This window comes from Streptomyces sp. MST-110588 (assembly GCF_022695595.1).
Taxonomy (GTDB): Bacteria; Actinomycetota; Actinomycetes; order Streptomycetales; family Streptomycetaceae; genus Streptomyces.
Window position 1 is genome coordinate 7,117,117 of record NZ_CP074380.1, and the last position, 24,962, is coordinate 7,142,078.

Here is a 24,962-nt window from a genome sequence, read left to right on the forward strand (position 1 = left end):
GTCCCCATGAAGCTCGGCGCGGTCGTCCTGACCATGGGCAACCGCCCGGAGGAGCTGCGTGCCCTGCTGGACTCGGTCGCCAAGCAGGACGGCGATCCGATCGAGGTCGTGGTCGTGGGCAACGGTTCACCGCTGCCGCCGCTGCCCGAGGGCGTACGGACCGTGGAGCTCCCGGAGAACGTCGGGATCCCGGCCGGACGCAACGTCGGCATCGAAGCCTTCGGGCCCGGTGGCCGCGAGGTGGACGCCCTGCTCTTCCTGGACGACGACGGGCTGCTGTCCCGGACGGACACCGCCGAACTGTGCCGGCAGGCGTTCACCCGCGACAAGAAGCTGGGCATCATCAGCTTCCGCATCGCGGACCCGGAGACGGGGCAGACGCAGCGCCGGCACGTGCCGCGGCTGCGCGCCTCGGACCCGCTGCGCTCCTCCCGCGTCACGACCTTCCTCGGCGGTGCCAACGCGGTCCGTACGGCGGTCTTCCAGGAGGTCGGCGGGCTGCCCGGCGACTTCTTCTACGCCCATGAGGAGACCGATCTGGCCTGGCGTGCCCTGGACGCCGGCTGGATGATCGACTACCGGTCCGACATGGTGCTGCTGCACCCCACGCACGCCCCCAGCCGGCACGCGGTCTACCACCGCATGGTGGCCCGCAACCGTGTCTGGCTGGCCCGCCGCAATCTCCCGGCCCTTCTTGTTCCGGTCTATCTCGGTGTCTGGTTCCTGCTCACCCTCGCCCGGCGTCCCTCGCGGCCCGCGCTGCGTGCCTGGCTGGGCGGCTTCAGGGAAGGCTGGGCGGCTCCCTGCGGCCCCAGGCGTCCCATGAAGTGGCGTACCGTTTGGCGCCTGACCCGACTGGGCCGCCCTCCCGTCATCTGACAAGCTCGTATCTGAGAGCATCAGGCGCGATCCGGGGCACGGCCCCGGCAGCGCACCTTGAGGACGAAAGTGTCAACTGTGAGCGAGACTACGCACGACAGTGCGGTCGCCATGAGTGCCCCGCCATCACCCGACGACGGGCTGTCGCCGGCCCAGCTTGCCCAGAAGTACGGCCTGTCGCAGAGCGGGGCCCGCCCCAGCCTGCCGCAGTACATCGGGCAGCTCTGGGAGCGCCGGCACTTCATCTCCGCCTTCTCCAGCGCCAAGCTGACGGCTCAGTACAGCCAGGCGAAGCTGGGCCAGGTCTGGCAGGTGGTGACGCCGCTGCTGAACGCGCTCATCTACTACCTCATCTTCGGACTGCTGATCGGTACCCGCAACGGGGTCCCGGACTTCGTGCCCTTCCTGGTCACCGGCGTCTTCATCTTCACCTTCACCCAGAGTTCGGTGATGGCCGGCACGAGGGCGATCTCGGGCAACCTGGGCCTGGTGCGCGCGCTGCACTTCCCGCGCGCCTGCCTGCCCATCTCTTTCTGCCTGATGCAGCTCAAGCAACTGCTGTTCTCGATGGTCGTGCTGATCGCCATCCTGCTGGGCTTCGGTCAGCTCCCGACCTGGTCCTGGCTGCTGGCGATCCCGGCCCTGCTGCTGCAGTTCGTCTTCAACACCGGCCTGGCGATGGTCATGGCGCGCCTGGGCAGCAAGACGCCGGACCTGGCGCAGCTCATGCCGTTCATCATGCGGACGTGGATGTACGCGTCCGGCGTGATGTTCAGCATCGACAAGATCACCGAGGGCAAGGACATCCCCGGGTTCGTCACCGTCCTCCTGGACTGGAACCCGGCCGCGGTCTTCATCGACCTGATGCGCTTCGCGCTCATCGACAGCTTCAAGGCGAGCCAGCTCCCGACGCACGCCTGGGCGCTCGCCCTGGGCTGGGCGGCCGTGGTCGGCATCGCGGGCTTCGTGTATTTCTGGAAGGCTGAGGAGCGCTACGGCCGTGGCTGAGCAGCAGGACAACGTCAAGGCTCCGGGCGGCGCGCCGGCGGACGCCCGGGTCCCGACCGTGATCGCGGATGATCTGCACATCGTGTACCGGGTGTACGGGGCGGGTGCGGGCAAGGGCGGGGCGACCGCGGCGCTGCGGCGGATCATCCGGCGCAAGCCGGCGGCGGGGGTGCGGGAGGTGCACGCGGTGCGCGGGGTGTCCTTCACCGCCTACCGGGGGCAGTCGATCGGGCTGATCGGATCCAACGGGTCGGGGAAGTCCACGCTGCTCAAGGCGGTGGCGGGGCTGCTGCCGGCCGAGCGCGGCCGGGTCTACACCCATGGGCAGCCGTCGCTGCTGGGGGTCAACGCGGCGCTGATGAACGACCTGACGGGGGAGAAGAACGTGATCCTGGGCGGGCTGGCGATGGGCATGTCCCGCGACCAGGTCCGGGAGCGGTTCCAGGGGATCGTGGACTTCTCCGGCATCAACGAGAAGGGCGACTTCATCTCGCTGCCGATGCGCACCTACTCCTCCGGGATGGCGGCCCGGCTGCGGTTTTCCATCGCGGCGGCCAAGGACCACGACGTGCTGATGATCGACGAGGCGCTGGCCACCGGTGACCGGGCCTTCCAGAAGCGCTCCGAGGCACGCATCCGCGAGCTGCGCAAGGAGGCGGGCACGGTCTTCCTGGTCAGCCACAACAACAAGTCGATCAGGGACACCTGCGACCGGGTGCTGTGGCTGGAGAAGGGCGAACTCCTCATGGACGGCCCGACCGACGAAGTGATCAAGGCGTACGAGAAGGAAACGGGCAAGTAGTCCCCGCCGAGCGCCCCACGGCCCCCACGAGTCCGCTCGTGGGGGCCGTTGATCGTTAACAAATGGTCAACTCCTTCATCATGCGGAACAGTTAGGGGAGGGTTGGATGTTGACCGGATCGTTGCTTCACGGTTCGGCACCCCCTCGGTCGCTGATGAGATGTACGGCGTAAGCTGTACGGGTACTGAACAGCACAAGTGGCACAAGTCGGGCAATACTCATCCGCGTGGACGGCGAGGGGCCCGGCCGGACAGGTCGGGGCCTGCGGCGTGTCCGAAATGGGATGTTTTAGCTTGGCGGTGTAGAACGGGAGTCGTGACGGCAATGGCTACTGGACCTATCCGGCTCCCCCATGCGCCGGGCAGCCTCCGGTGAGCCGGAAAACGGAGCAGGCGCGCGGCGCCGTCATCCGGAGGGCGGTGGCAGTGAAGGGGCGGGCGGACGCGCAGTCGCGTACCGTGCTGGACAAGGCCGCGCACGAGAACTTCCCGGTGGCCCCCTTCTTCCTGCCCCGCGCCTGGCGCACCGACCTGATGGCCGTCTACGGCTTCGCCCGGCTCGTGGACGACATCGGTGACGGGGACCTGGCGCCCGGCGGCGGCGACGCCGTGCTCCTGGGGCTGGACCGGGCACAGGCGGATGACCGCCTCGCGCTGCTCGACGCGCTGGAGGCCGACCTCCACCGGGTCTTCAGCGACCGCGCCCCCGGCCCCGGCCACCCGCTCATGCGCCGTCTGGGCCCCACCGTCCGCCGCTGCGGCCTGACCCCCGAGCCCTTCCTCGGCCTGATCGAGGCCAACCGGCAGGACCAGCGCGTACGTCGGTACGCCACCTACGCCGAGCTGCTCGCGTACTGTGAACTGTCCGCCAACCCCGTCGGCCGCCTCGTGCTGGGCGTCACCGGCACCACGACGCCCGAGCGCGTACGGCACTCCGACGCCATCTGCACCGCGCTCCAGATCATCGAACACCTCCAGGACGTCGCCGAGGACCTCGGCCGGGACCGGGTCTACCTCCCCGCCGAGGACCTCAAGCGCTTCGACGTCACCGAGGCCGACCTGGCTGCTCCCAGCGGCAGCGCCGAGGTACGCGCACTGATCGCGTACGAGGCGGAACGCGCCCACGAGCTGCTGAATGAAGGCACACCGCTGGTGGGTAGCGTCCACGGCAGGCTCAGGCTCCTGCTCGCCGGATTCGTGGCCGGCGGACGCGCCGCACTCCAGGCGGTCGCCGCCGCCGACCACGACGTACTCCCTGGACCGCCCAAGGCGACCAAGCTCGCACTGCTGCGCGAGGTCGGGGCGACACTGCGAAGAGAGGGGTGAGTAGGACGGTGGAGGCTACCGCACACGCGTCCGCGCCGGTGCTCGCTGCGTACCGCTACTGCGAGGCCGTGACCGGGCAGCAGGCCCGTAACTTCGCCTATGGCATCCGGCTGCTGCCGACCGAGAAGCGGCAGGCCATGTCGGCGCTCTACGCCTTTTCGCGCCGGGTCGACGACATCGGCGACGGGACGCTGGACCCCGCCGCCAAGCAGCGGCGGCTGGAGGACAACCGGGCCCTGCTCGCCCGCATCCGGGGCGGCGAGGTCCAGGAGGACGACACCGATCCCGTGGCGGTCGCGCTGGCCGACGCGGCCCGGCGCTTCCCGCTGCCGCTCGGTGGCCTGGACGAACTCATCGACGGCGTCCTGATGGACGTACGCGGCCAGACGTATGAGACCTGGGAGGACCTGAAGGTCTACTGCCGCTGTGTGGCCGGGGCCATCGGACGGCTCTCCCTGGGCGTCTTCGGCACCGTACCCGGCGCACGCGACACACAACGCGCCTCCGAGTACGCCGATACGCTGGGGCTCGCTCTCCAACTCACCAATATCCTCAGAGATGTTCGCGAGGACGCGGGCAACGGCCGTACCTACCTCCCCACCGACGACCTCGCCAAGTTCGGCTGCTCGGCCGGCTTCAACGGTCCCCTCCCGCCGCCCGGGTCGGACTTCACCGGCCTGGTCCACTTCGAAGTCCGCCGCGCCCGCGCCCTGTTCGCCGAGGGCTTCCGGCTGCTGCCCATGCTGGACCGGCGCAGCGGCGCCTGCGTGGCCGCCATGGCCGGCATCTACCACCGGCTGCTGGCGCGGATCGCCGCCGATCCGCAGGCCGTACTGCGCGGCCGGGTCTCGCTGCCCGGCCGCGAGAAGGCGTTCGTCGCCGTACGCGGCCTGTCGGGACTGGACGCACGGGCCGTCGGCCGCCGGTGCGGCGGCGGCCCGTCCATCAGGAGGCGCGGATGACGAGCCGGGAAGCGGACGGCGGCGAGGAGCCCGCTTCATGGCGGCGGGCAACCGTCCGCCAGGGTGTTGCGTCCCTGACAGCAGTAATCAGGGAGGGCGAATGACATCGGAGAAGATGCGGCCCGACCGGCACGATGCACAGCGAGCAGGCCGTCCCCAAGGGGCGGCTGCGGTGGTCATTGGGGGCGGTCTCGCGGGCATCACGGCAGCGCTGGCGCTGGCCGACGCGGGAGCACGGGTCACCCTCGTCGAGGGCCGGCCGCGCCTGGGCGGGCTGGTCTTCTCCTTCCGCCGGCAGTGCACGGCGGGAGAACTGAGCATCGACAACGGCCAGCACGTCTACCTGCGGTGCTGTACCGCCTACTCCTGGTTCCTGGACCGGGTCCAGGGCCGCCACCTGGTCCCCCTCCAGGACCGCATGGACGTACCGGTGCTGGACGCGGACCGGATGAAGCTGGGGCGGCTGCGGCGCACCGCGCTGCCCGTACCGCTGCACCTGGCCAGGAGCCTGGCGACCTACCCCCATCTGTCCCTCGCCGAGCGGGCCGGCGTGGGCCGCGCGGCGCTGGCCCTGAAGTCCCTGGACCCGGCCGACCCCGCCCTGGACGGCGTGGACTTCGCGACCTGGCTGCGCCGGCACGGCCAGTCGCCCCGTACGATCGAGGCCCTGTGGGACCTGGTCGGCGTCGCCACCCTCAACGCCACGGCTCCCAACGCCTCGATGGGCCTGGCCGCCAAGGTCTTCAAGACCGGACTGCTCAGCGACCCGGGCGCCGCCGACATCGGCTGGTCACGGGCCCCCCTCGGCGAGGTGCACGACACCCTCGCCCGCACCGCCCTGGACAAAGCGGGCGTTCGGACCGAACTGCGTACCCGCGCCACCGCCGTCTCCCCTGCCCAGGACGGCACCTGGCGGGTGACGGTGAGCAACGGGCCGCACGGCCGGGCCGAACTGGACGCGGACACCGTCGTCCTCGCGCTGCCCCAGCGCGAGACCCATGCCCTGCTGCCCGACGGCAGCCTGGACCACCAGGACCGGCTGCTGGACATCGGCACCGCGCCGATCCTCAACCTCCACATCATCTACGACCGCAAGGTGCTGCGCCGCCCCTTCTTCGCGGCCCTCGGCTCGCCGGTCCAGTGGGTCTTCGACCGCACCGACGCCTCCGGCCTGGCCGGCCTGCCCGGCGGCAAGGGCTGCCAGTACCTGGCCGTCTCCCAGTCCGCGGCCCAGGACGAGATCGACCGGCCCGTCGCCGCACTGCGCGAGCGCTACCTGCCCGAACTGGCGCGGCTGCTGCCCGCCGCCCGCGGCGCCGAGGTCCGCGACTTCTTCGTCACCCGTGAACGCACCGCCACGTTCGCGCCCGCCCCGGGCGTCGGCAGGCTCCGCCCCGCCGCCCGCACCAAGAACCCCGGCCTGTACCTGGCCGGTGCGTGGACCGCCACCGGGTGGCCCGCGACCATGGAAAGCGCCGTGCGCAGCGGTCTGGCCGCCGCCCGCGAGGCGCTCACCGGACTCGGCTTCCCCCAGGGCCAGTTGCCCCAGGAGGTGGCATGACCACGAGCACGACCACGAGCACGACCGCTCGCACGAGCACGAGCATCGGAAACAGAGGAGAAACCGTGACCCCGGCTTCCCCAGCTATCGACACCGAGAGCGTTGCCGCGCTGCTGGAGCGCGGGCGCACGCTCGCCACTCCCGTGCTGCGTGCCGCCGTGAACCGGCTCGCTCCTCCCATGGACACCGTCGCCGCCTACCACTTCGGCTGGATCGACGCCGAGGGCCGCCCGGCCGCGGGCGACGGAGGCAAGGCCGTACGCCCCGCACTGGCGCTGCTGTCGGCGCAGGCCGCTGGAGCGCCCCCCGAGGTGGGCATCCCCGGCGCCGTCGCCGTGGAACTGGTGCACAACTTCTCGCTGCTGCACGACGACCTGATGGACGGCGACGAGCAGCGCCGGCACCGCGACACGGTGTGGAAGGTGCACGGGCCCGCGCAGGCCATCCTCGTCGGCGACGCGCTCTTCGCGCTCGCCGGCGAAATACTGCTGGAACTGGGAACGGTCGAGGCGGGCCGGGCCACCCGCCGGCTCACCCGCGCCACCCGCAAGCTGATCGACGGCCAGGCCCAGGACATCTCCTACGAGCACCGCGAGCGGGTCACCGTCGAGGAGTGCCTGGAGATGGAGGGCAACAAGACGGGCGCGCTGCTGGCCTGCGCGGTCTCCATCGGCGCCGTCCTGGGCGGCGCCGACGACCACACCGCCGACACCCTGGAGAAGTACGGCTACCACCTCGGTCTCGCCTTCCAGGCCGTCGATGACCTCCTGGGCATCTGGGGCGACCCGGACGCCACCGGCAAGCAGACCTGGAGCGATCTGCGCCAGCGCAAGAAGTCACTGCCGGTCGTCGCGGCGCTGGCCGCCTCCGGCCCCGCCTCCGAGCGGCTCGCCGCCATCCTCGCCGCCGACGCCGGCAAGAGCGAGACGGAGATCGCCGACTTCACCGAGGAGGAGTTCGCCTCCCGCGCGGCCCTCATCGAGGAGGCCGGCGGCCGGAAGTGGACCTCCCAGGAGGCCCGCCGCCAGCACGCCACGGCCATCGCCGCGCTGGACGAGGTCGACATGCCCGAACAGGTCCGCGCGCAGCTCGTCGCGCTCGCGGACTTCGTCGTCGTACGAGAGAGATGATCGCCATCGACCCCATCTAGTGCGCAGTCGCCGGCCGGTGCCCGGCCCCCGGTCGCGGGCCGGGGTGCCCAGGGCACCGGCCGACGGAGACCCCATGCACGCTTGACAGTTCACTGCAGAAGGGGAAGCCATGACAGCGACGACCGACGGAAGCACCGGGGCGCTGCCGCCCCGGGCCCCTTCGGCCAGCGATGCCACCGCTGAGACAACTGAACACCTCACCGACGCGGCGGACGCGGCAGAGGCGACGAAGACGGTGACGGCGGCCGACGCGGCGCAAGCCGACAAGTCCGAGAAGCCTAAGAAGCCTGAAAAGGCTGAGGAGTCCCAGAAGCCCGCAAAGGACGGGAACGCCGCGAGCGCCGAGGACACCGCCACCACCGGGCCCCAGGACACGATGGCCGCCGCCCGGCACGCCACCGCCCGGGCCACCGACTTCCTGCTGTCGATCCAGGACACCGCCGGCTGGTGGAAGGGCGACCTGGAGACCAACGTCACCATGGACGCCGAGGACCTGATGCTACGTCAGTTCCTGGGCATCCAGGACGCCCGCACCACCGAGGCCGCGGCCCGCTACATCCGCGGCCAGCAGGGCACGGACGGCACCTGGGCCACCTTCTACGGCGGGCCCGGCGAGCTGTCCACCACCATCGAGGCGTACGTCGCCCTGCGGCTGGCCGGGGACCGCCCCGAGGACCCGCACATGGCCCGGGCCTCGGCCTGGATCCGCGAGCAGGGCGGCATCGCCGCCTCCCGCGTCTTCACCCGCATCTGGCTGGCCCTGTTCGGCTGGTGGAAGTGGGAGCACCTGCCCGAACTGCCGCCGGAACTGATCTACTTCCCCAAGTGGTTCCCGCTGAACATCTACGACTTCGGGTGCTGGGCGCGGCAGACCATCGTGCCGCTGACGATCGTCTCGGCCAAGCGGCCCGTACGGCCCGCGCCGTTCGCCCTGGAGGAGCTGCACACCGACCCGCGTCACCCCAACCCCTCCCGCCCGCTCGCCCCGGCCACCACCTGGGACGGCGTCTTCCAGCGGCTGGACAAGGCGCTGCACCTCTACCACAAGGTCGCGCTGCGCAGGCCGCGCCGTGCGGCCATGCGCGCGGCGGCCCGCTGGATCATCGAGCGCCAGGAGAACGACGGCTGCTGGGGCGGCATCCAGCCACCGGCCGTCTACTCGGTCATCGCACTCCACCTGCTCGGGTACGACCTGGACCACCCCGTGCTGCGGGCCGGCCTGGAGTCGCTGGACCGTTTCGCCGTATGGCGCAAGGACGGCCCGGACGGCGCCCCCGTCCGCATGATCGAGGCGTGCCAGTCCCCGGTGTGGGACACCTGCCTGGCCACCATCGCGCTGGCCGACGCCGGACTGCCCGCCGACCACCCGCAGTTGGTCAAGGCGGCCGACTGGATGCTCGCCGAGGAGATCGCCCGCCCCGGCGACTGGGCGGTCCGCAGGCCGCAGCTCGCCGCCGGCGGCTGGGCGTTCGAGTTCGAGAACGACAACTACCCGGACATCGACGACACCGCCGAGGTCATCCTGGCCCTGCGGCGCGTCAAACACCCCGATCCACGGCGGATGGAGGACGCCGTACGGCGCGCCGCGCGCTGGAGCGTGGGCATGCAGTCCAAGAACGGCGCCTGGGCGGCCTTCGACGCCGACAACACCAGCCCGTTCCCCAACCGGCTGCCGTTCTGCGACTTCGGCGAGGTCATCGACCCGCCCTCCGCCGACGTCACCGCCCACATGGTGGAGATGCTCGCCGACCTCGGCCGGGCCCACGACCCCGTCACCCGCCGCGGCATCCGGTGGCTGCTGGCCGAACAGGAGCCGGACGGCTCGTGGTTCGGACGCTGGGGCACCAACTACCTCTACGGCACGGGATCGGTGCTGCCCGCGCTGGCCGCCGCCGGCATCCCCGCCTCGCACCCCGCCGTACGCCGCGCCGTCGACTGGCTGAAAAAGGTCCAGAACCAGGACGGCGGCTGGGGCGAGGACCAGCGCTCCTACAAGGACAGGGCGTGGGCGGGCCGCGGCGCCTCCACCGCCTCGCAGACCGCGTGGGCCCTGATGGCGCTGCTCGCGGCCGGCGAGCGGGACAGCGAGGCCGTACGGCGCGGAGTGCGCTGGCTGGCCACAACCCAGCGCGCGGACGGATCCTGGGACGAGCCGTACTTCACCGGCACCGGTTTCCCCTGGGACTTCTCCATCAACTACCACCTCTACCGACAGGTCTTCCCGCTCACAGCCTTGGGCCGCTACGTCAACGGCGGGCCCGCCGCCGCTCCCGTGGGGGCCTGATGAAGCCCCTGCACGCGGACGACACCGGCCGGACGCCCCCCGAGGGCGCTCCGGTCCCGCTGCTGGTCGCCTGCGCGCTGGGGATCGAGAAGTTCGCGCTGCGCGGCGCCGACCGGGACGCCGTCGGCACTCCCGTCGTCACCCTGCGTACGGGCATGGGACCGCACGCCGCCGAGCGCGCCCTGACCAGGGCGCTGCGCGCCGGTTTCGGCACCGAACGGTCCCCGGTGATCGCCACCGGCTTCTGCGCCGGCCTCGTCCCCGGGATGCGCCCCGGGGACCTGGTCGTCGCCGATGCCACCCGCGACCACCGGCCGGACACCACGGACGTCGTCTGCCGGGACAACGGCCCGCTGCTACGGGCCCTGGCGGCACGCGGCGCGCGGGTGCACACCGGTCTGCTGCGCGGCAGCGACCACGTCGTACGCGGCGCCGAGCGCGCCGCACTGCACGCCCAGGGAGCCGTCGCGGTGGACATGGAATCCGCCGCGACCCTCCGCGCCGCGACCCTGGCCGAAGATCGTCCGGTTGCGGCCGTACGCGTCGTGGTGGACGCTCCCGAACATGAGCTGGTCAGGATCGGAACGCTGCGCGGGGGCATATCGGCTTTCCGTGTGCTGCGCTCCGTCCTCCCCGTCTTTTTCGAATGGCACCGTTCTTTGTCGCTCCCCAGGAGGTGAGCCAGATGGCCATGCCCATCCGACAGTCCATCAGGGTCGGTACTTATCTCTTTGAACAGAAAATGCTCCGCAGGCGCGAGAAGTTCCCGCTCATCGTCGAACTCGAACCGCTTTTCGCCTGCAACCTCAAGTGCGAAGGATGCGGTAAGATCCAGCATCCCGCCGGGGTGCTCAAACAGCGCATGCCGGTCGCGCAGGCGGTCGGCGCGGTGCTGGAGTCCGGCGCGCCGATGGTCTCCATCGCGGGCGGCGAGCCCCTGATGCACCCGCAGATCGACGAGATCGTGCGGCAACTGGTCGCCCGGCGCAAATACGTCTTCCTGTGCACCAACGCCATGTTGCTGCGCAAGAAGATGGACAAGTTCCGGCCGTCGCCGTACTTCGCCTTCGCCGTGCACATCGACGGGATGCGCGAACGCCACGACGAGTCCGTCGCCAAGGAAGGCGTCTTCGACGAGGCGGTGGCGGCCATCAGAGAAGCCAAGCGGCGCGGCTTCCGGGTGACCACCAACTCCACCTTCTTCAACACCGACACCCCGCAGACCATCATCGAGGTGCTGAACTTCCTCAACGACGACCTCAAGGTCGACGAGATGATGCTCTCGCCCGCCTACGCCTACGAGAAGGCGCCCGACCAGGAGCACTTCCTGGGCGTCGAGCAGACCCGCGAGCTGTTCAGGAAGGCGTTCGCCGGCGGCAACCGGCGCCGCTGGCGGCTCAACCACAGCCCGCTCTTCCTGGACTTCCTGGAAGGCAAGGCGGACTTCCCGTGCACCGCCTGGGCGATCCCCAACTACTCGCTCTTCGGCTGGCAGCGCCCCTGCTACCTGATGAGCGACGGGTACGTCCCCACGTACCGGCAGCTCATCGAGGAGACCGACTGGGAGAAGTACGGCCGCGGCAAGGACCCGCGCTGCGCCAACTGCATGGCGCACTGCGGCTACGAGCCCACCGCCGTCCTGGCCACCATGGGCTCCCTGAAGGAGTCGCTGCGGGCCGCCCGGGAAACCGTCGCGGGAAACCGCGGGTGACGTGATGAACGGTGGTGAGCCTCCCGGAGCGGCCAGGACACGTCCCACGGCACGCCCCGGGAGAAGCACAGCACCGGGACTGCCCCAGGACCCGGCCCGGACCGCCACGCCGCGACGCGCGTCGCGGCCGATCCGGGTCGGGCCGGTGGCGGTCGGCGCAGACGCGCCGGTGCCGGCGCGGTCGATGACGACGACGCGGACCTCGGACATTGATTTCCAGCCGGAGTACGTCTTCGCGGCGATCGACGCGGGCCGTGCGGCGGTGCGGGTGAATCCAACGGCGGCAGGCGCCCCCGACGCCACCGTCGGCTGAACCACAGAAGGGGGACCGAGCATGGCGATGCTGGAACACATCCGGGAACCGGGCGACCTCAAGGCGCTCCCCGAAGAGGCTCTCGGCGAACTGGCCGGGGAAATCAGGCAGTTCCTGGTGAACGCCGTGGCCCGCACCGGCGGTCACCTCGGCCCCAACCTGGGCGTGGTCGAACTGACCATCGCCCTGCACCGGGTCTTCGACTCACCCGCCGACCGCATCCTGTGGGACACCGGACACCAGGCCTACGTCCACAAGCTGCTCACCGGCCGCCAGGACTTCTCCAAACTCCGCGGCAAGGGCGGCCTGTCCGGCTATCCCTCCCGCGCCGAGTCCGAACACGACGTCATCGAGAACTCCCACGCCTCCACCGTCCTGGGCTGGGCCGACGGCCTGGCCAAGGCCAACCGGATACGCGGCAGCGCCGACCATGTCGTCGCCGTCATCGGTGACGGCGCGCTGACCGGCGGCATGGCCTGGGAGGCCCTGAACAACATCGCCGCCGCCAAGGACCGCCCGCTGATCATCGTCGTCAACGACAACGAGCGCTCCTACGCGCCCACCATCGGCGGCCTGGCCAACCACCTCGCCACCCTCCGTACCACCGACGGCTACGAACGCTTCCTGGCCTGGGGCAAGGACCTGCTGCAACGTACCCCCGTGGTCGGACAACCACTGTACGAGTCGCTGCACGGCGCCAAGAAAGGCTTCAAGGACGCCTTCGCACCCCAGGGCATGTTCGAGGACCTGGGCCTGAAGTACGTCGGCCCCATCGACGGCCACGACATCGCGGCCGTCGAATCCGCGCTGCGCCGCGCCGCCCGCTTCCACGGCCCCGTACTGGTCCACTGCCTCACCGAGAAGGGCCGCGGCTACCGGCCGGCCCTGGAGGACGAGGCAGACCGCTTCCACACCGTCGGCGCCATGGACCCGCTGACCTGCGAGCCCGCCGCCCCGCCCGGCCCACCCTCCTGGACTGCCGTCTTCGGCGAGGAAATGGTCCGGATCGGCGCCGAGCGCCCGGACGTCGTCGCCGTCACCGCCGCGATGCTGCGGCCCGTGGGACTGGGCCCCTTCGCCGACGCCTTCCCCGACCGGATCTGGGACGTGGGCATCGCCGAACAGCACGCCGCGGTCTGCGCGGCGGGCCTTGCCACCGGCGGCCTCCACCCGGTCGTCGCCGTGTACGCCACCTTCCTCAACCGCGCCTTCGACCAGGTCCTGATGGACGTCGCACTGCACAAGTGCGGCGTCACCTTCGTTCTGGACCGGGCCGGTGTCACCGGCACGGACGGGCCCAGCCACAACGGCATGTGGGACCTGTCGGTCCTCGGTGTCGTCCCCGGCCTGCGCATCGCCGCACCACGCGACGCCGAGCAACTGCGGGCCCAGTTGCGCGAGGCGGTCGGCATCGACGACGCGCCGACCGTACTGCGCTTCCCCAAGGAGTCGGTGGGCCCGCCGATCCCCGCCCTGGAACGAGTCGGCGGCGTGGACGTACTGGCACGGGCCGCCGGCGAAGACGTCCTGCTGATCGCGGTCGGGGCGATGGCACCGGTCTGCCTGGAGGCCGCCGACCTCCTGACCTCACGCGGCATCGGTACGACGGTCATCGACCCCCGCTGGGTCAAGCCGGTCGACGCCGCAATACCCGAACTCGCCGCCCGGCACACCACGGTGGCCGTGGTCGAGGACAACAGCCGCACCGGCGGCGTGGGCTGGGCGGTGGGCCAGGCCCTGCGCGACGCCGGAGTGGATCTTCCGCTGCGCACCTTCGGCATCCCCGAACAGTTCCTCGCCCACGCCAAGCGCGGCGAGGTACTGGCCGACATAGGACTCACCCCGGCCGAGATCGCCGGCCGGATCAGCGCCACGCTCGCCCGTCGCCCGTAACCCCTCGTCCGTGACCCGCCGCCCGTAACCCGTGAGGAGAACACCCCGTGACCGCATTCAACCTGCGCAAGCTGCTGGCCGAGCGGGGGGAGGAGCGCTACGACCTGCACGCCCGGTACGTCAACCACCAGCTCCCACGGATGCTGCACACCATCGGCTTCGACAAGACCTACGTACGGGCCGAAGGCGCCTACTTCTGGGACGACCGGGGACAGGACTACCTGGACATGCTCGCGGGCTTCGGCGTCATGGGCCTGGGCCGCCACGACCCGGTCGTACGACAGGCCCTCCACGACGTCCTGGACGCCGACCTCCCCGACCTGACCCGCTTCGACTGCCAGCCCCTACCGGGCCTCCTGGCCGAGAAACTTTTGTCCTACACCCCCCACCTGGATCGCGTCTTCTTCGGCAACAGCGGCACCGAAGCCGTGGAGACCGCCTTGAAGTTCGCCCGCTACGCCACCGGCAAACCACGCGTCCTGTACTGCACCCACGCCTTCCACGGCCTGACCACCGGCTCCCTGTCGGTCAACGGCGAAAGCGGCTTCCGCGACGGCTTCGCCCCCCTCCTGCCCGACACCGCCATCCAGATGGGCGACCTGGCCGCACTGGAACGCGAACTCAAGCGCGGCGACGTGGCCGGCTTCGTCGTCGAACCCATCCAGGGCAAGGGCGTCCACCCCACCCCGCCCGGCTTCCTGCGCGCCGCCCAGGAACTGCTCCACAAACACAAGGCGCTCCTGATCGCCGACGAGGTACAGACCGGCCTCGGCCGCACCGGCGACTTCTTCGCCTACCAGCACGAGGGCGGCGTCGAACCGGACCTGGTGTGCGTGGCCAAGTCCCTCTCCGGCGGCTACATCCCGGTAGGCGCAACCCTCGGCAAAGACTGGATCTTCAAAAAGGTCTACTCCTCCATGGACCGCGTCCTGGTCCACTCCGCCAGCTTCGGCTCCAACGCCCAGGCCATGGCGGCCGGCCTGGCCGTCCTGTCCGTCATGGAAGACGAAGAGATCACCGCCCGCGCCCGCCACACCGGCGACCTCCTGCGCACCCGGCTCGCCGCCCTCATCGACAAGTACGAGCTGCTGCACGACGTACGCGGCCGGGGCCTGATGATCGGCATCGAGTTCGGCAAACCCAAGTCCCTGGGCCTGCGCAGCCGCTGGACCATGCTCCAGGCCGCCCGCAAGGGCCTCTTCGCCCAAATGGTCGTCGTCCCCCTCCTCCAGCGCCACCACATCCTCACCCAGGTCTCCGGCGACCACCTGGAAGTCATCAAACTGATCCCCCCCTTGATCATCGGCGAAAAGGAAGTCGACCGCTTCGTCAACGCCTTCACCGCAGTCATGGACGACGCCCACGGAGGCGGCGGCCTGATGTGGGACTTCGGCCGGACTCTCCTGAAGTCGCTGCCGGCGAGGTCTTGAGGCTGAGGTGTGGGTGTATGCGGGGTGCGGGGGCGACCGAGGGATTAGCCCCGCATGCGCGGGGACCACCGGCCGAGCTTGACGCCGACTTCCCAGACTCGGGGGCCACCCCCGCACGCGCGGGGACCACCAGCTCGACACCGCCGCCGTCTTCGCCGCCGTGGGACCACCCCCGCACGCGTGGGGACCACGCAAGGTTGCTCAGTCCGCCGCCCGCCAGGGTGGGACCACCCCCGCACGCGCGGGGACCACGACGCCCGTGTCTACCGCATCCGGAGACAGGCGGGACCACCCCCGCACGCGCGGGGACCACTACGACAGCTGGGACGCCTACTGCAACGCCGAGGGACCACCCCCGCACGCGCGGGGACCACACGGGGTCGCCGTAGGTGGTGTGGACGGCGCCGGGACCACCCCCGCACGCGCGGGGACCACTCGTGCTGGGGCTTGGTGACGGTCAGAGAACCGGGACCACCCCCGCACGCGCGGGGACCACGGCACATGTGTATAGGCGTTCCTGAACGTCTCGGGACCACCCCCGCACGCGCGGGGACCACGGAGGTCCAGGTCCTGCAGGCCGCCGCCCGCCGCAAGGGACCACCCCCGCACGCGCGGGGACCACAGGCCGTGAGCAGCGGCTTTGTCAGGTGGGGCGGTGGATTTTGCTTACTTCTTGCGACTCCGGCAAAACGGGCGTTCGTTCTGGCGTCGGGTAGGTGCGCTGTACTTGGAAGGCCATGCTGATCCGTTATCGTCGGTCGGACTCCCGCTGTTGTGCGGGGTGTTCGGCGCGACCGGTCGACGCCGATCGAGACCGGTTGGATTGATGTTTGATGGGGGAAGTGTGGTTGCGGCGGTGACGGTGCGGGCGGTCAATGGTATGACCGCGCGGTGGGTGCGGGACATAAAGGGGGAGCGGGGGACGGTTCTTACCGCGGCCGGGGTCTGGCCGTTGCTGGCGTTGCTTGCGGGGCCGGCGGGCGGGGCGGCCCGGGAGGAGTTGCAAGGGGCTCTGGGGATCGGCGCGGACGGCGCGGTGGCGGCCGGGCGTGAGTTGTTGGAGAGTCTGCGGGCGCAGCCGGGAATTGATGCGGCCGTGGGGGTGTGGAGCCGGCGGGATCTGCCGCTGCGTCCGCTGTGGCGTATGGCGCTGCCGGTGGGGGCTCATGAAGTGTTCAGCGGGGAGCGGGAGGGTGATCAGCGGGCACTGGATGCCTGGGCCGCCCGGAACACCGACGGGCTGATCGAGAGGATGCCGGTCGTTGTCGACGACGACACCCGGATGCTGTTGGCCAGTGCTCTGCTGGTGCGGACGACTTGGCGTGAGCCGTTTGACGAAACGTTTCTCGAAGCCGCCGCCGGGCCGTGGGCCGGGCAGACGGCCGCCGGGCTCGTGCGTTATCAGGACCTCGGGGAAGAACTGGCCGTGCTGCACACACCGGACGGTCCGGTGACCTCGTTGCGGGTCGACGGGGACAACGGGATCGACGTCCGGCTGGTGTTGGGCCCGGAGGGCTGTGCGCCCGGTGCGGTACTCGCGGCGGGGGTGGCGGACGTCGAGGGCGTGGCTGAGCGGACGCCGGGACAGGCGCTGCCGGACGGTCCGTACGCTCCGGGAGTCACCGTACGGACCGTACCGAGCTGGAGCACCACGCCCCGACTGGCCACCTGCGTCCCGTCGTTCACGGTGAGCGCGGAGCACGATCTGCTGGAGCGGGCGGAACTGTTCGGGCTCAAGACGGCACAGGACGAGCGGACGGGTCATTTCCCGGGCATCAGCGACGAGCCGCTGGCGGTCTCGCAGGCGCGGCAGAGCGCCACCGCCACCTTCGGCCCGCTGGGCTTCCGTGCCGCGGCGGTCACCGCCATCCCTGCGACGGCGGGCGCGGCTCCCATGGAGCCGCCGTACCAGGCGAAAATTCACCAGGTCGTCTTCGACCGGCCGTTCGGCTTCCTGGCGGTGCACCGTGCGTCCGGGCTCGTACTGGCGGCGGGGTGGGTCGCCGAACCGGAAGTACGGGTCGGCATGTGGTGACCCGCCGCCGAGCGGAGGCAAGATCGGCGGCGTCAGGGAGCGCCGGCGCCGGCGGTCACTGCGAGGTCAGGAGCTGATCGCGCAGCCGCTCACGGGTCTCGGGCGTCAGCTTCAGGCCCCGGGAGAGGTACGCCTCGACCGATCCCCAGGTCGTGGTGATGGCGTCGAACGCGGCGGCCAGGTACTCGGCGCGGGCGTCGAAGAGCGGCGCGAGCAGTTCCATGACCTCCGGCGACATGCCGACGGCGGAGCTGTCGGAGCGGCGCACCTTGTAGCGGCGGTGGGCGGCGTTGGACTCCAGGTAGTCGGCCTCGATGGCCTCCCGTTCGACGCCGACCGCCAGCAGGGTCACGGCGATGGACAGGCCCGCGCGGTCCTTGCCGGCCGCGCAGTGCATCAGCGCGGGGACGCTGTCCTGCGCGAGTGCGTGGAGTACACGGCTGTGGTCGGCGGTACGGGTGGTGATGATGTGGCGGTACGTTTCCGCCATACGGCGCGCGGCCTTGCCGTCACCCAGCGCCGTACGCAGATGCCCCAGCTCGCCGTCGCGCACCATCGCCCAGAACTCGGCGCCGTCGGCCGGGTCCGTGAGCGGGATGTTGACATTGCGTACACCGGGAAGAGTGACGTCGGGGCCCTCCAGCTTGATGTCCGCGAGGTTGCGGAAGTCAAAGACGGTGTGGAGTCCCAGCCGGGAGAGGAACTCGGCGTCCGCCTCGGTGGCGTGCGCGAGGTGACCGCTGCGGAAGAGCCGGCCGTGACGTACCCGTCGTCCGTCCACGGTCGGCAGCCCGCCCACATCCCGGAAGTTGCGCACCTCGGCGAGATCGGAGTCGGTGAACGGGATCGAGGGCGTCTGCTGCGTCACGGACTCTCCTTGGTGTCTCCTGGCCGACGCTGCTCGTCGGCGAGGCGGGGCACCTCTGACGATACGACATGTGACCAATGCGTCATCGGCTCCTTGCGTGGGGATACGTCGCAGGTCCGATGCCCGCAGACGGCTGCATGACGGAGGGCGGCCGGATGCCGGTTGATCAACGGGCATCCTTGATCGATTGTTATTCCGACTTGAGAAGAATTTGACCAGGTGGCATTAATCACCTCCCGTCAACCCCTGGTTACGGTGGCGTAAGTCACTTCTGGGGGTGAAGTATGTCCTCACGTGGCAGACGATTCGAAGAACATGCGCAACGGCGCGAACGGCGCCATCGGGTCGTACGCAGCCGTCGGGGACAGCTTCACCGAGGGGGTCGGGGATCCCGGCCGTGACGGGGCGTACATCGGTTGGGCGGACCGGCTGGCGGTTCTCCTGTCGGACCAGCGGGCGGAGGGCGACTTCCGTTACGCGAACCTCGCGGTCCGCGGGCGGCTGCTGGACCAGATCGTCGAGGAGCAGGTGCCCCGGGCCAAGGAGCTCGGCCCGGACCTGGTGACGTTCTGTGCCGGCGGCAACGACATCCTGCGGCCCGGCTCGGACCCCGACGCCGTCGCCGAGCGGTACGAGGCGGCCGTCGCCGACCTGCGCGAGTCGGTGGACACGGTGCTGGTGTGCACCGGCTTCGACACCCGTGACGTGCCGCTGCTCAAGCACCTGCGGGGCAAGATCGCGACGTACACCGCACACGTCCGGGCCATCGCCGACCGGCACGGCTGCCCGGTGCTGGACCTGTGGTCCTTGAAGTCCGTACAGGACCGGCGGGCCTGGAGCGAGGACCGGCTGCACCTGTCGCCCGACGGCCACACCCGGGTCGCGCTGCGCGCCGGGCAGGTGCTGGGCCTCCAGGTTCCCGCGGACCCGGACCAGGCGTGGCCGCCGGAGGCGGAGCGTTCGGCGGCGGCTGCCCGCCGGGAGACCATCCACTGGGCGCGGGAGCACCTCGTGCCGTGGATCGGGCGGCGGCTGCGCGGCGAGTCCTCGGGGGACCACGTGGAGCCCAAGCGGCCCGACCTGCTGCCTCTGTAGGCGCCCGGTCGCTCCCGTCCCCCCTGGAGGGGAACGACGCCCTCTGTAGGGGAGAAGCGCTCGTCAGCCGCTGCACCGGTCCCGGCCGGAATCGGTGCAGCGGCTTTCGGCTGTCCGGGGCCGGTCACCCGCGATCAGAGGTGGTCGTTCCTCCCGCTCGCCCCGCTCCCTCCGTACGCCATATCGGCCCAGACGACGAAGCCGCGGCCGGCGCCGTCGGCCCGTACGCCCCAGTTCTCGGACAGCGCGCCCACGAGGAACAGCCCCCGGCCACACTCCTTGTCCACGCTGCCGGGCTGGATGTGCGGGGTGGACGTGCCCCGCCCCTGATCGGTGATCTCCACCCGCAGCCGGGCCCCGTTGAGCGTCAGCTCGCAGCCGACGCTCTGACTTTCGGTGTGGCGCACGGCGTTGGTGAACAGCTCCGATACCACCAACTCGACGTCGTCGCGGACCTGTTGGGCCGCACCCCACTCCTTCAGTACCGCCAGCACGCGTCTGCGTGCCTCGGGGACGGAGGTGCGTCGCGCCGGCAAGTGGAACGCGTCCTGAAGGCGCTCGGCGACGAAGCCGCCACAGCGCTCTAACGAGGGAGCGTTGTTGGAGGAAGCCACTCCGCAACTATGTGCGATGTTGGTCACCATTGGCAAGGATCAATCTGCAATTTGCAGAAACGTAAGCACACTCTGTTCGTGTTGCGGCTGTCGTGTCACACTGCTGATCAAGCAAGCCGGTTGGAGGGGAGGAGGGGCAGTGGCGGATGCACGCGCGGGTGGCGCTCCGACCGTCCTGCGGGTGGTGCTCGGCAAGCGGCTCCAGGACCTGCGCGAAAAAGCGGGACTGTCCTACGCACAGGCCGCCGCCGCCCTCGATGTCACCCATGCCACGGTCCGGCGCATGGAGAAGGCCGAGGTCGGCCTGAAGATCCCGTACGTCGAGAAACTGCTGGCGACGTACGGTGTCCAGGACCGGCAGGAGATCGACGGCTTCCTCTCGCTCGCCCGCGAAGCCAACCGGCCCGGCTGGTGGCACCACTTCCGGGACGTCCTGCCGGAGTGGTTCAGCGCGTTCGTCAGCCTGGAGAGCGAGGCCAGCCTCATCCGGGCCTACCAACCCCACTACGTGCCGGGCCTGTTGCAGACCGAGGCGTACGCCCGTGCCGTGCTGCGGGCCGGCATGCCGCACGCCCCGCAGGAGGACATCGACCGCGGCGTCGCGCTGCGCATGGAACGGCAGGCGCTGCTCACCCGTGACAACGCGCCGATGCTGTGGGTCGTCATGGACGAAACGGTCTTCCGGCGCCCCATAGGAGGGCCCGCGGTCATGCGCGAACAGATCGCGCGGCTGGCCGAGGCCACGGCCATGCCCAACGTACGGTTGCAGATCATCCCCTTCGCCGCCGGCCCGCACCCCGCGATGTACGGACCCTTCCACATCTTCCGGTTCCCCATTCCGGAGCTGCCGGACATCGCGTACTCGGAAAGCCTCGTCGGCGCCGTGTACTTCGACCAGCGCGAGGACGTCTCACAGTTCCTGGAAGCCCTGGACCGTATGTGCGCGCAGGCCGCGCCGGCACAGACCACCGAAGCCCTTCTGAGCGGCTTTCGCAAGGAGATCTGAACCATGGATCGCAGGAGCATCTACAACGGCATGCCCGCCGGGGAGCTGGGCAGCGAAGGCTGGCACAAGCCCTGGAGCGGCGGGAACGGCGGCGAGTGCGTGGAGGCCATGAAACTGGGGGACGGACGGGTGGCGCTGCGCCAGTCCACCGACCCCGAGGGCCCGGCCCTGATCTACACCCACCGCGAGATCAAGAGCTTCATCGAGGGCGCGAAGGCCGGCGAGGCCGACTTCCTGATCACCGCGGCACCGTGCAGGTGCGGCGAACGCAGGACGGCGTGAGAGGCGCGGGCGGGGGAGGGGACGGGGTGAGAGACGACGAGGTGAGGAGGGATGGCGGCATGGAGGACGGCGGCGTGCGCGACGGCGGCGTGAGGGAGGACGGCGGTGTGAAGGGCGACGGCATCAGAGGTGGCGGCATGAAGGAAGAAGACTTCTCGGACTTCTCGCAGGGCGCGGTCAGCTCCTGGAACGAGGACGGCGCGCGGCAGCCGCAGGGCTTCACGGCCGACGAGATAGACACCGCCACACCGCACCCCGCGCGGATGTACGACTACTACCTCGGCGGCTGGGACAACTACGAGGTCGACCGCCAGGCCGCGGAGCGCGTCATCCAAGTGCACCCGCAGGTGCGCGTCAGTGCCCGCGCCAACCGCGCCTTCCTGCGCCGGGCCGTGCGCGAGCTGGTCAAGGACGGCATCGAGCAGATCATCGACATCGGTACCGGCATCCCGACCTCGCCCAACACCCACGAGGTCGCCCACGAGACCAACCCGGACGTACGGGTCGTCTACGTCGACAACGACCCGATCGTCGCCACCCACGCGGGCGCGCGGCTGACCAATACGGAACACACCGGATTCATTCTCGGCGATGTACGCGACCCGAAGGCCGTTCTTGACCACCCGACGGTCCGGGAACTGATCGACTTCGACCGTCCGGTCGCGCTGCTGCTGGTGGCCGTACTGCACTTCGTCCGTGACGAGGAGGACCCGGCCGGGATCGTCGCCACCCTGGCGGAGGCGCTGCCCACGGGCAGCCGGCTGGTGCTCTCGCACGCCACCGGTGAGCCGTACGAGGCGTACGAGCAGGGCCGTACGGACGAGGAGGCGCGCGACGGCGTCCTGGACGTCTACAAGAACGCCACCGCCACCCTCAACCTGCGCACCAAAGCGGAGATCGAGCCGCTGTTCGGGCCGTTCACGCTGATGGAACCCGGGGTCGTACGAGTGCCGCTGTGGCGCCCGGACGAGCCGGTGCCCACCGCCGAGGAACTCAACAACATCATCTTCTACGGCGGCGTGGGCACGAAGAACTGAGCACCGGCACGAAGAACCACGAAGAACTGAGCCCCGGCCCGGAGAACCGAGGCCGGTACCGAGGACCGGACCGAGGGAGGCGCGGTGGGGGAGCCGTCGGCCAGGGGACGGCAGGACGCGGTGGTGATCGGCGGCGGGCTCGCCGGGATGCTCGCCCTGACCGCGCTGCTCGGCCACGTGGACAGCGTCACCGTCGTCGAACGCGACCGTTACCCCACGGGGCACACCTTCCGTAAAGGCGTCCCGCAGGCGCGTCACCTGCACATCCTCCTCAGCGGTGGCCAGCAGGCGCTGGACCGCCTGCTCCCCGGCACGGTCCAGGCACTGACCGCGGCCGGGGCGCGGCGGCTGTACCTGCCGCGTGACCTGCTCACCCGTATGCCCACGGGCTGGCAGCGCCGGTTCGACGAACGCCGTCACACCTGCGTGAGCGTCACCAGGCCCGTGCTGGACGGCGTCGTACGGGACCGCGCGCTACGGGCCGCCGCCGGGTCGCCGACCCGCGTCGAGGTGCTGGAAGCCACCGAAGCCATCGGCCTGACCGGTGACGCACGTCAGGTCACCGGCGTCCGCGTACGGTCCCGCGGCTCCGTGGCGGCCGGTGCCCCGGCGGAGCGCGAACTGCCGGCCACGCTCGTCGTGGACGCCTCCGGACGCGGCTCCCGGGCACCTCAGTGGTACGCGGCCCTGGGCCTGCCCGCCCCACGAGAAGTGACCGTGGACTCCGGAATCGCCTACGCCACCCGGATGTTCCGCCCGCGCGACCCCGCCGCCGCGCCGGACGCGGGCGTCAACGTCCCCGGCCGCCCCGACTGCCCGCGCGGCGCCGCGTACCTCCCCGTCGAGGACGGCACCTGGCTGCTCACCCTCTCCGGCGTACGCGGTCACCACCCGCCGACCGACGAGGACGCCTTCGCACGCTTCACCACCACGCTCGGCGACCCGTATGTCCACCGGCTGCTGGCGGACGCCGAACCCGTCTCGCCCGTCCACGGCTTCCGCGACACCAGCAACCGCCGCCGTCACTTCGAGCGTCCCGGCGCCCTCCCCGAGGGACTGGTCGTGCTCGGCGACGCACACTGCACCTTCAACCCCGTCTACGGGCAGGGCATGTCGGTCGCCGCACTCGGCGCGTACGCCCTGCGCACCGCCCTGGAAGCCGCCGGCGGTCCGTATCCGGGCTTCGCCGGGAACGCGCAACGTGCCGTGGCCCGCGCCACGGACCCGGCCTGGCTCGCGGCCGTCGGCGCCGACCGCCCGTACGTGGACGCCGACCGGACCAAAGCGGGCCTCGGCGAGCGGCTGAGCACGTGGTACGTGGACCGGCTCACCGCCCGTGCGGCCATCGACCCGGTCGTCGGCGCGGCGTTCCGCGACGTCTTCTGCCTCACCGCCCCGCCCGCGCGCCTGGCGGCCCCGCGGATCGCCCTGCGCACGCTGCTGCTGCCACGAAAACCGGCGCTGCCGTCCCCGCCGCTGACCGTTGAACCCGTACGGGGCGACACCGCTGATCTTGTGTCCTAGAGTCGGCCCATGGTGGATGTGAGCAAAGAGACCCCGGATGTGACCGAACAGCGGCTGCGCCAGGTCCTGGCCATCGCAGAACTCAAGGTGCACGACGGCACCTGGTGTTACGAGGAAACGCCCCTGCACGCCCCGCCGACCCTGACGCCACGGACACTCGCGGTGGTGCGGGACGAGGACTCCTGGAGCGCCCTGGTTCCCTACACAGACGACGGTCCGGCGGACAGGGAACGCTTCGGCCTGTTCTCCTTCCACTTCCCCTCCGGCGTGGACAACAGCGGCTTCGTCGGGTGGCTGGCCACCCACCTCAAACACCGGCTGGGAACCGGGGTCTTCGTGGTCTGCGGCAGCAACCGGGACCGCGGCGGCATCTACGACTACTGGGGCTGCCCGGCCCACCTCCTCCCCGACGCCGTAGCCACCGTCAAATCCCTGCGCGCCAACGCCCCCGCCGACATCGGCCTCGACGCCGGTATCGACGTCGGCATCAACGCCGAGGCGGACGTCACAGCCAACGCCACCGGCTGAACGCCGCGTCCCGGACTGGCCCGACCTGCTCCCGGCTTCTCCCTTCCGGCCGGGAGCAGCTCGCCCTCCTCCCTGACCGCTTCCTCCCTGACCGCCTCCGCCCATACCGCGCTATTCCGTTGAGCGAACTCGCCGTCACCTGTTAACGTGCTGATCGTGTCCAGCCCTGAATCCGACAGAAGCTGACCGCCGGTCGTCCGGTGGTCTTCTCGCTGATCTGTTGACCCACCGACCCCGCGACGCCTCTGTGCCGCCGCGATACTGGGTACCCATCACCACGGCGTGACGACGACCGCCTTCCTTCCCGTCGGGGCATAACGCGAGCGGGCACCTACCTGCCGCCCATGGGCATCTCTCCCACCACAGACCTGTTTCCACCACGGACACCATTTCCGTCACGGATACGGCTTCTGTCTCACGGACCAGCTCCCATGCGCCGGCCCAGCCGTGCCCCGTACGCCGACGACCGCGCGTACCCCATCACCGCAGGCCACTTGCCACCTTCCGCGTGCCGACGTACCTCCTGACCGACGCGCCCGGCCCCGGACGATCAACTCGCCCCCCTCCCGGTTTCCTTCCCCCCGCCCCCGCCCCCCTCCCCGCCCCCACCTCACCCCGCACTACCTCACTCCGTCCCGCCCCCTCCCCTCCCCG

At 70.7% G+C, this 24,962-nt stretch carries 21 protein-coding genes, 1 pseudogene and 1 CRISPR repeat array; of the genes and pseudogenes, 20 read left to right on the forward strand and 2 right to left on the reverse strand.

Annotated features, from left to right (window positions below):
- Positions 1–6 precede the first annotated feature (6 nt).
- The 14 genes and pseudogenes from KGS77_RS31115 (at position 7) to KGS77_RS31180 (ending at position 17,354) form a co-directional block, all read left to right on the forward strand.
- Positions 7–879 carry a glycosyltransferase gene (locus KGS77_RS31115; protein WP_242586448.1) on the forward strand — a complete coding sequence of 291 codons (873 nt, stop codon included), beginning with the start codon at positions 7–9 and terminating at the stop codon, positions 877–879.
- 78 nt (positions 880–957) lie between these two features.
- Positions 958–1,887, forward strand: coding sequence for an ABC transporter permease (locus KGS77_RS31120; protein ID WP_242586450.1), 930 nt, complete (start codon positions 958–960; stop codon positions 1,885–1,887).
- Entirely contained in the window at positions 1,880–2,689 is an 810-nt protein-coding gene (locus tag KGS77_RS31125) for an ABC transporter ATP-binding protein (protein WP_242586452.1), read from the forward strand. The genes KGS77_RS31120 and KGS77_RS31125 overlap by 8 nt, the downstream gene beginning before the upstream one ends.
- Positions 2,690–3,147: 458 nt before the next feature.
- A complete protein-coding gene (gene hpnC / locus KGS77_RS31130) occupies positions 3,148–4,014 on the forward strand; it encodes a squalene synthase HpnC (RefSeq protein WP_242587797.1) in 867 nt (288 codons plus the stop codon).
- Between the two features lie 8 nt (positions 4,015–4,022).
- Positions 4,023–4,976, forward strand: a complete 954-nt coding sequence (gene hpnD / locus KGS77_RS31135) for a presqualene diphosphate synthase HpnD (protein WP_242586454.1) — start codon at positions 4,023–4,025, stop codon at positions 4,974–4,976.
- A 115-nt stretch (positions 4,977–5,091) separates the two neighbouring features.
- A complete protein-coding gene (gene hpnE, locus KGS77_RS31140; protein ID WP_242587798.1) occupies positions 5,092–6,537 on the forward strand; it encodes a hydroxysqualene dehydroxylase HpnE in 1,446 nt (481 codons plus the stop codon).
- A 65-nt stretch (positions 6,538–6,602) separates the two neighbouring features.
- On the forward strand, positions 6,603–7,667 hold the full coding sequence (locus tag KGS77_RS31145; protein WP_242586456.1) for a polyprenyl synthetase family protein: 1,065 nt from the start codon (positions 6,603–6,605) through the stop codon (positions 7,665–7,667).
- Between the two features lie 130 nt (positions 7,668–7,797).
- On the forward strand, positions 7,798–9,972 hold the full coding sequence (gene shc, locus KGS77_RS31150; protein WP_242586458.1) for a squalene--hopene cyclase: 2,175 nt from the start codon (positions 7,798–7,800) through the stop codon (positions 9,970–9,972).
- A complete protein-coding gene (locus tag KGS77_RS31155; RefSeq protein ID WP_242586460.1) occupies positions 9,972–10,652 on the forward strand; it encodes a 1-hydroxy-2-methyl-2-butenyl 4-diphosphate reductase in 681 nt (226 codons plus the stop codon). Before shc ends, KGS77_RS31155 begins: the two co-directional genes overlap by 1 nt.
- Positions 10,653–10,657: 5 nt before the next feature.
- Positions 10,658–11,683 carry an adenosyl-hopene transferase HpnH gene (hpnH, locus tag KGS77_RS31160; RefSeq protein ID WP_242586462.1) on the forward strand — a complete coding sequence of 342 codons (1,026 nt, stop codon included), beginning with the start codon at positions 10,658–10,660 and terminating at the stop codon, positions 11,681–11,683.
- A 4-nt stretch (positions 11,684–11,687) separates the two neighbouring features.
- Positions 11,688–11,960: pseudogene (locus KGS77_RS31165) on the forward strand (hypothetical protein); the annotation flags it as partial.
- Between the two features lie 57 nt (positions 11,961–12,017).
- Complete coding sequence (gene dxs / locus KGS77_RS31170; RefSeq protein WP_242586464.1) at positions 12,018–13,889, forward strand: 1-deoxy-D-xylulose-5-phosphate synthase; 1,872 nt, start codon at positions 12,018–12,020, stop codon at positions 13,887–13,889.
- Positions 13,890–13,936: 47 nt separating this feature from the next.
- Positions 13,937–15,319, forward strand: a complete 1,383-nt coding sequence (locus tag KGS77_RS31175) for an aspartate aminotransferase family protein (protein ID WP_242586466.1) — start codon at positions 13,937–13,939, stop codon at positions 15,317–15,319.
- 40 nt (positions 15,320–15,359) lie between these two features.
- Positions 15,360–15,941: direct repeats of the CRISPR family, unit length 29 nt; unit sequence GGGACCACCCCCGCACGCGCGGGGACCAC.
- Between the two features lie 258 nt (positions 15,942–16,199).
- Positions 16,200–17,354 (forward strand): serpin family protein, encoded by a 1,155-nt coding sequence (locus tag KGS77_RS31180; RefSeq protein WP_242586468.1) that lies wholly within the window; start codon positions 16,200–16,202, stop codon positions 17,352–17,354.
- A 55-nt stretch (positions 17,355–17,409) separates the two neighbouring features.
- On the opposite strand, the gene KGS77_RS31185 is transcribed toward KGS77_RS31180, so the two are convergent.
- Positions 17,410–18,222, reverse strand: a complete 813-nt coding sequence (locus tag KGS77_RS31185; RefSeq protein WP_242586470.1) for a tyrosine-protein phosphatase — start codon at positions 18,220–18,222, stop codon at positions 17,410–17,412.
- A 294-nt stretch (positions 18,223–18,516) separates the two neighbouring features.
- Here KGS77_RS31185 and KGS77_RS31190 point away from each other — a divergent pair, with 294 nt between their 5' ends.
- Complete coding sequence (locus tag KGS77_RS31190) at positions 18,517–19,317, forward strand: SGNH/GDSL hydrolase family protein (RefSeq protein WP_242586472.1); 801 nt, start codon at positions 18,517–18,519, stop codon at positions 19,315–19,317.
- A 134-nt stretch (positions 19,318–19,451) separates the two neighbouring features.
- Here KGS77_RS31190 and KGS77_RS31195 read toward each other — a convergent pair whose 3' ends face one another.
- Entirely contained in the window at positions 19,452–19,931 is a 480-nt protein-coding gene (locus tag KGS77_RS31195) for an ATP-binding protein (protein WP_242586474.1), read from the reverse strand.
- 139 nt (positions 19,932–20,070) lie between these two features.
- Between KGS77_RS31195 and KGS77_RS31200 the strand changes: the two genes are divergently transcribed.
- From KGS77_RS31200 to KGS77_RS31220, 5 genes are all read left to right on the forward strand, one after another.
- A complete protein-coding gene (locus KGS77_RS31200; RefSeq protein ID WP_242586476.1) occupies positions 20,071–20,937 on the forward strand; it encodes a helix-turn-helix transcriptional regulator in 867 nt (288 codons plus the stop codon).
- Positions 20,938–20,940: 3 nt separating this feature from the next.
- Complete coding sequence (locus KGS77_RS31205) at positions 20,941–21,219, forward strand: DUF397 domain-containing protein (protein WP_242586477.1); 279 nt, start codon at positions 20,941–20,943, stop codon at positions 21,217–21,219.
- 137 nt (positions 21,220–21,356) lie between these two features.
- The gene (locus KGS77_RS31210; RefSeq protein ID WP_277994337.1) at positions 21,357–22,256 is read left to right on the forward strand and encodes an SAM-dependent methyltransferase; all 900 of its coding nucleotides are present in this window, start codon (positions 21,357–21,359) and stop codon (positions 22,254–22,256) included.
- Between the two features lie 84 nt (positions 22,257–22,340).
- Positions 22,341–23,780, forward strand: a complete 1,440-nt coding sequence (locus KGS77_RS31215) for an FAD-dependent monooxygenase (protein ID WP_242586478.1) — start codon at positions 22,341–22,343, stop codon at positions 23,778–23,780.
- A gap of 9 nt (positions 23,781–23,789) precedes the next feature.
- Entirely contained in the window at positions 23,790–24,308 is a 519-nt protein-coding gene (locus tag KGS77_RS31220; protein WP_242586479.1) for a DUF6196 family protein, read from the forward strand.
- The last annotated feature ends 654 nt before the right edge of the window (positions 24,309–24,962 follow it).

Excerpts from the sequence above, each read along its gene's own strand:
- KGS77_RS31115 (WP_242586448.1), top strand. The coding sequence starts at position 7 with ATGAAGCTCGGCGCGGTCGTCCTGACCATGGGCAACCGCCCGGAGGAG.
- hpnE (WP_242587798.1), top strand. The coding sequence starts at position 5,092 with ATGCGGCCCGACCGGCACGATGCACAGCGAGCAGGCCGTCCCCAAGGG.
- shc (WP_242586458.1), top strand. The coding sequence starts at position 7,798 with ATGACAGCGACGACCGACGGAAGCACCGGGGCGCTGCCGCCCCGGGCC.
- KGS77_RS31155 (WP_242586460.1), top strand. The coding sequence starts at position 9,972 with ATGAAGCCCCTGCACGCGGACGACACCGGCCGGACGCCCCCCGAGGGC.
- hpnH (WP_242586462.1), top strand. The coding sequence starts at position 10,658 with ATGGCCATGCCCATCCGACAGTCCATCAGGGTCGGTACTTATCTCTTT.
- dxs (WP_242586464.1), top strand. The coding sequence starts at position 12,018 with ATGGCGATGCTGGAACACATCCGGGAACCGGGCGACCTCAAGGCGCTC.
- KGS77_RS31180 (WP_242586468.1), top strand. The coding sequence starts at position 16,200 with ATGACCGCGCGGTGGGTGCGGGACATAAAGGGGGAGCGGGGGACGGTT.
- KGS77_RS31205 (WP_242586477.1), top strand. The coding sequence starts at position 20,941 with ATGGATCGCAGGAGCATCTACAACGGCATGCCCGCCGGGGAGCTGGGC.
- KGS77_RS31210 (WP_277994337.1), top strand. The coding sequence starts at position 21,357 with ATGAAGGAAGAAGACTTCTCGGACTTCTCGCAGGGCGCGGTCAGCTCC.
- KGS77_RS31220 (WP_242586479.1), top strand. The coding sequence starts at position 23,790 with ATGGTGGATGTGAGCAAAGAGACCCCGGATGTGACCGAACAGCGGCTG.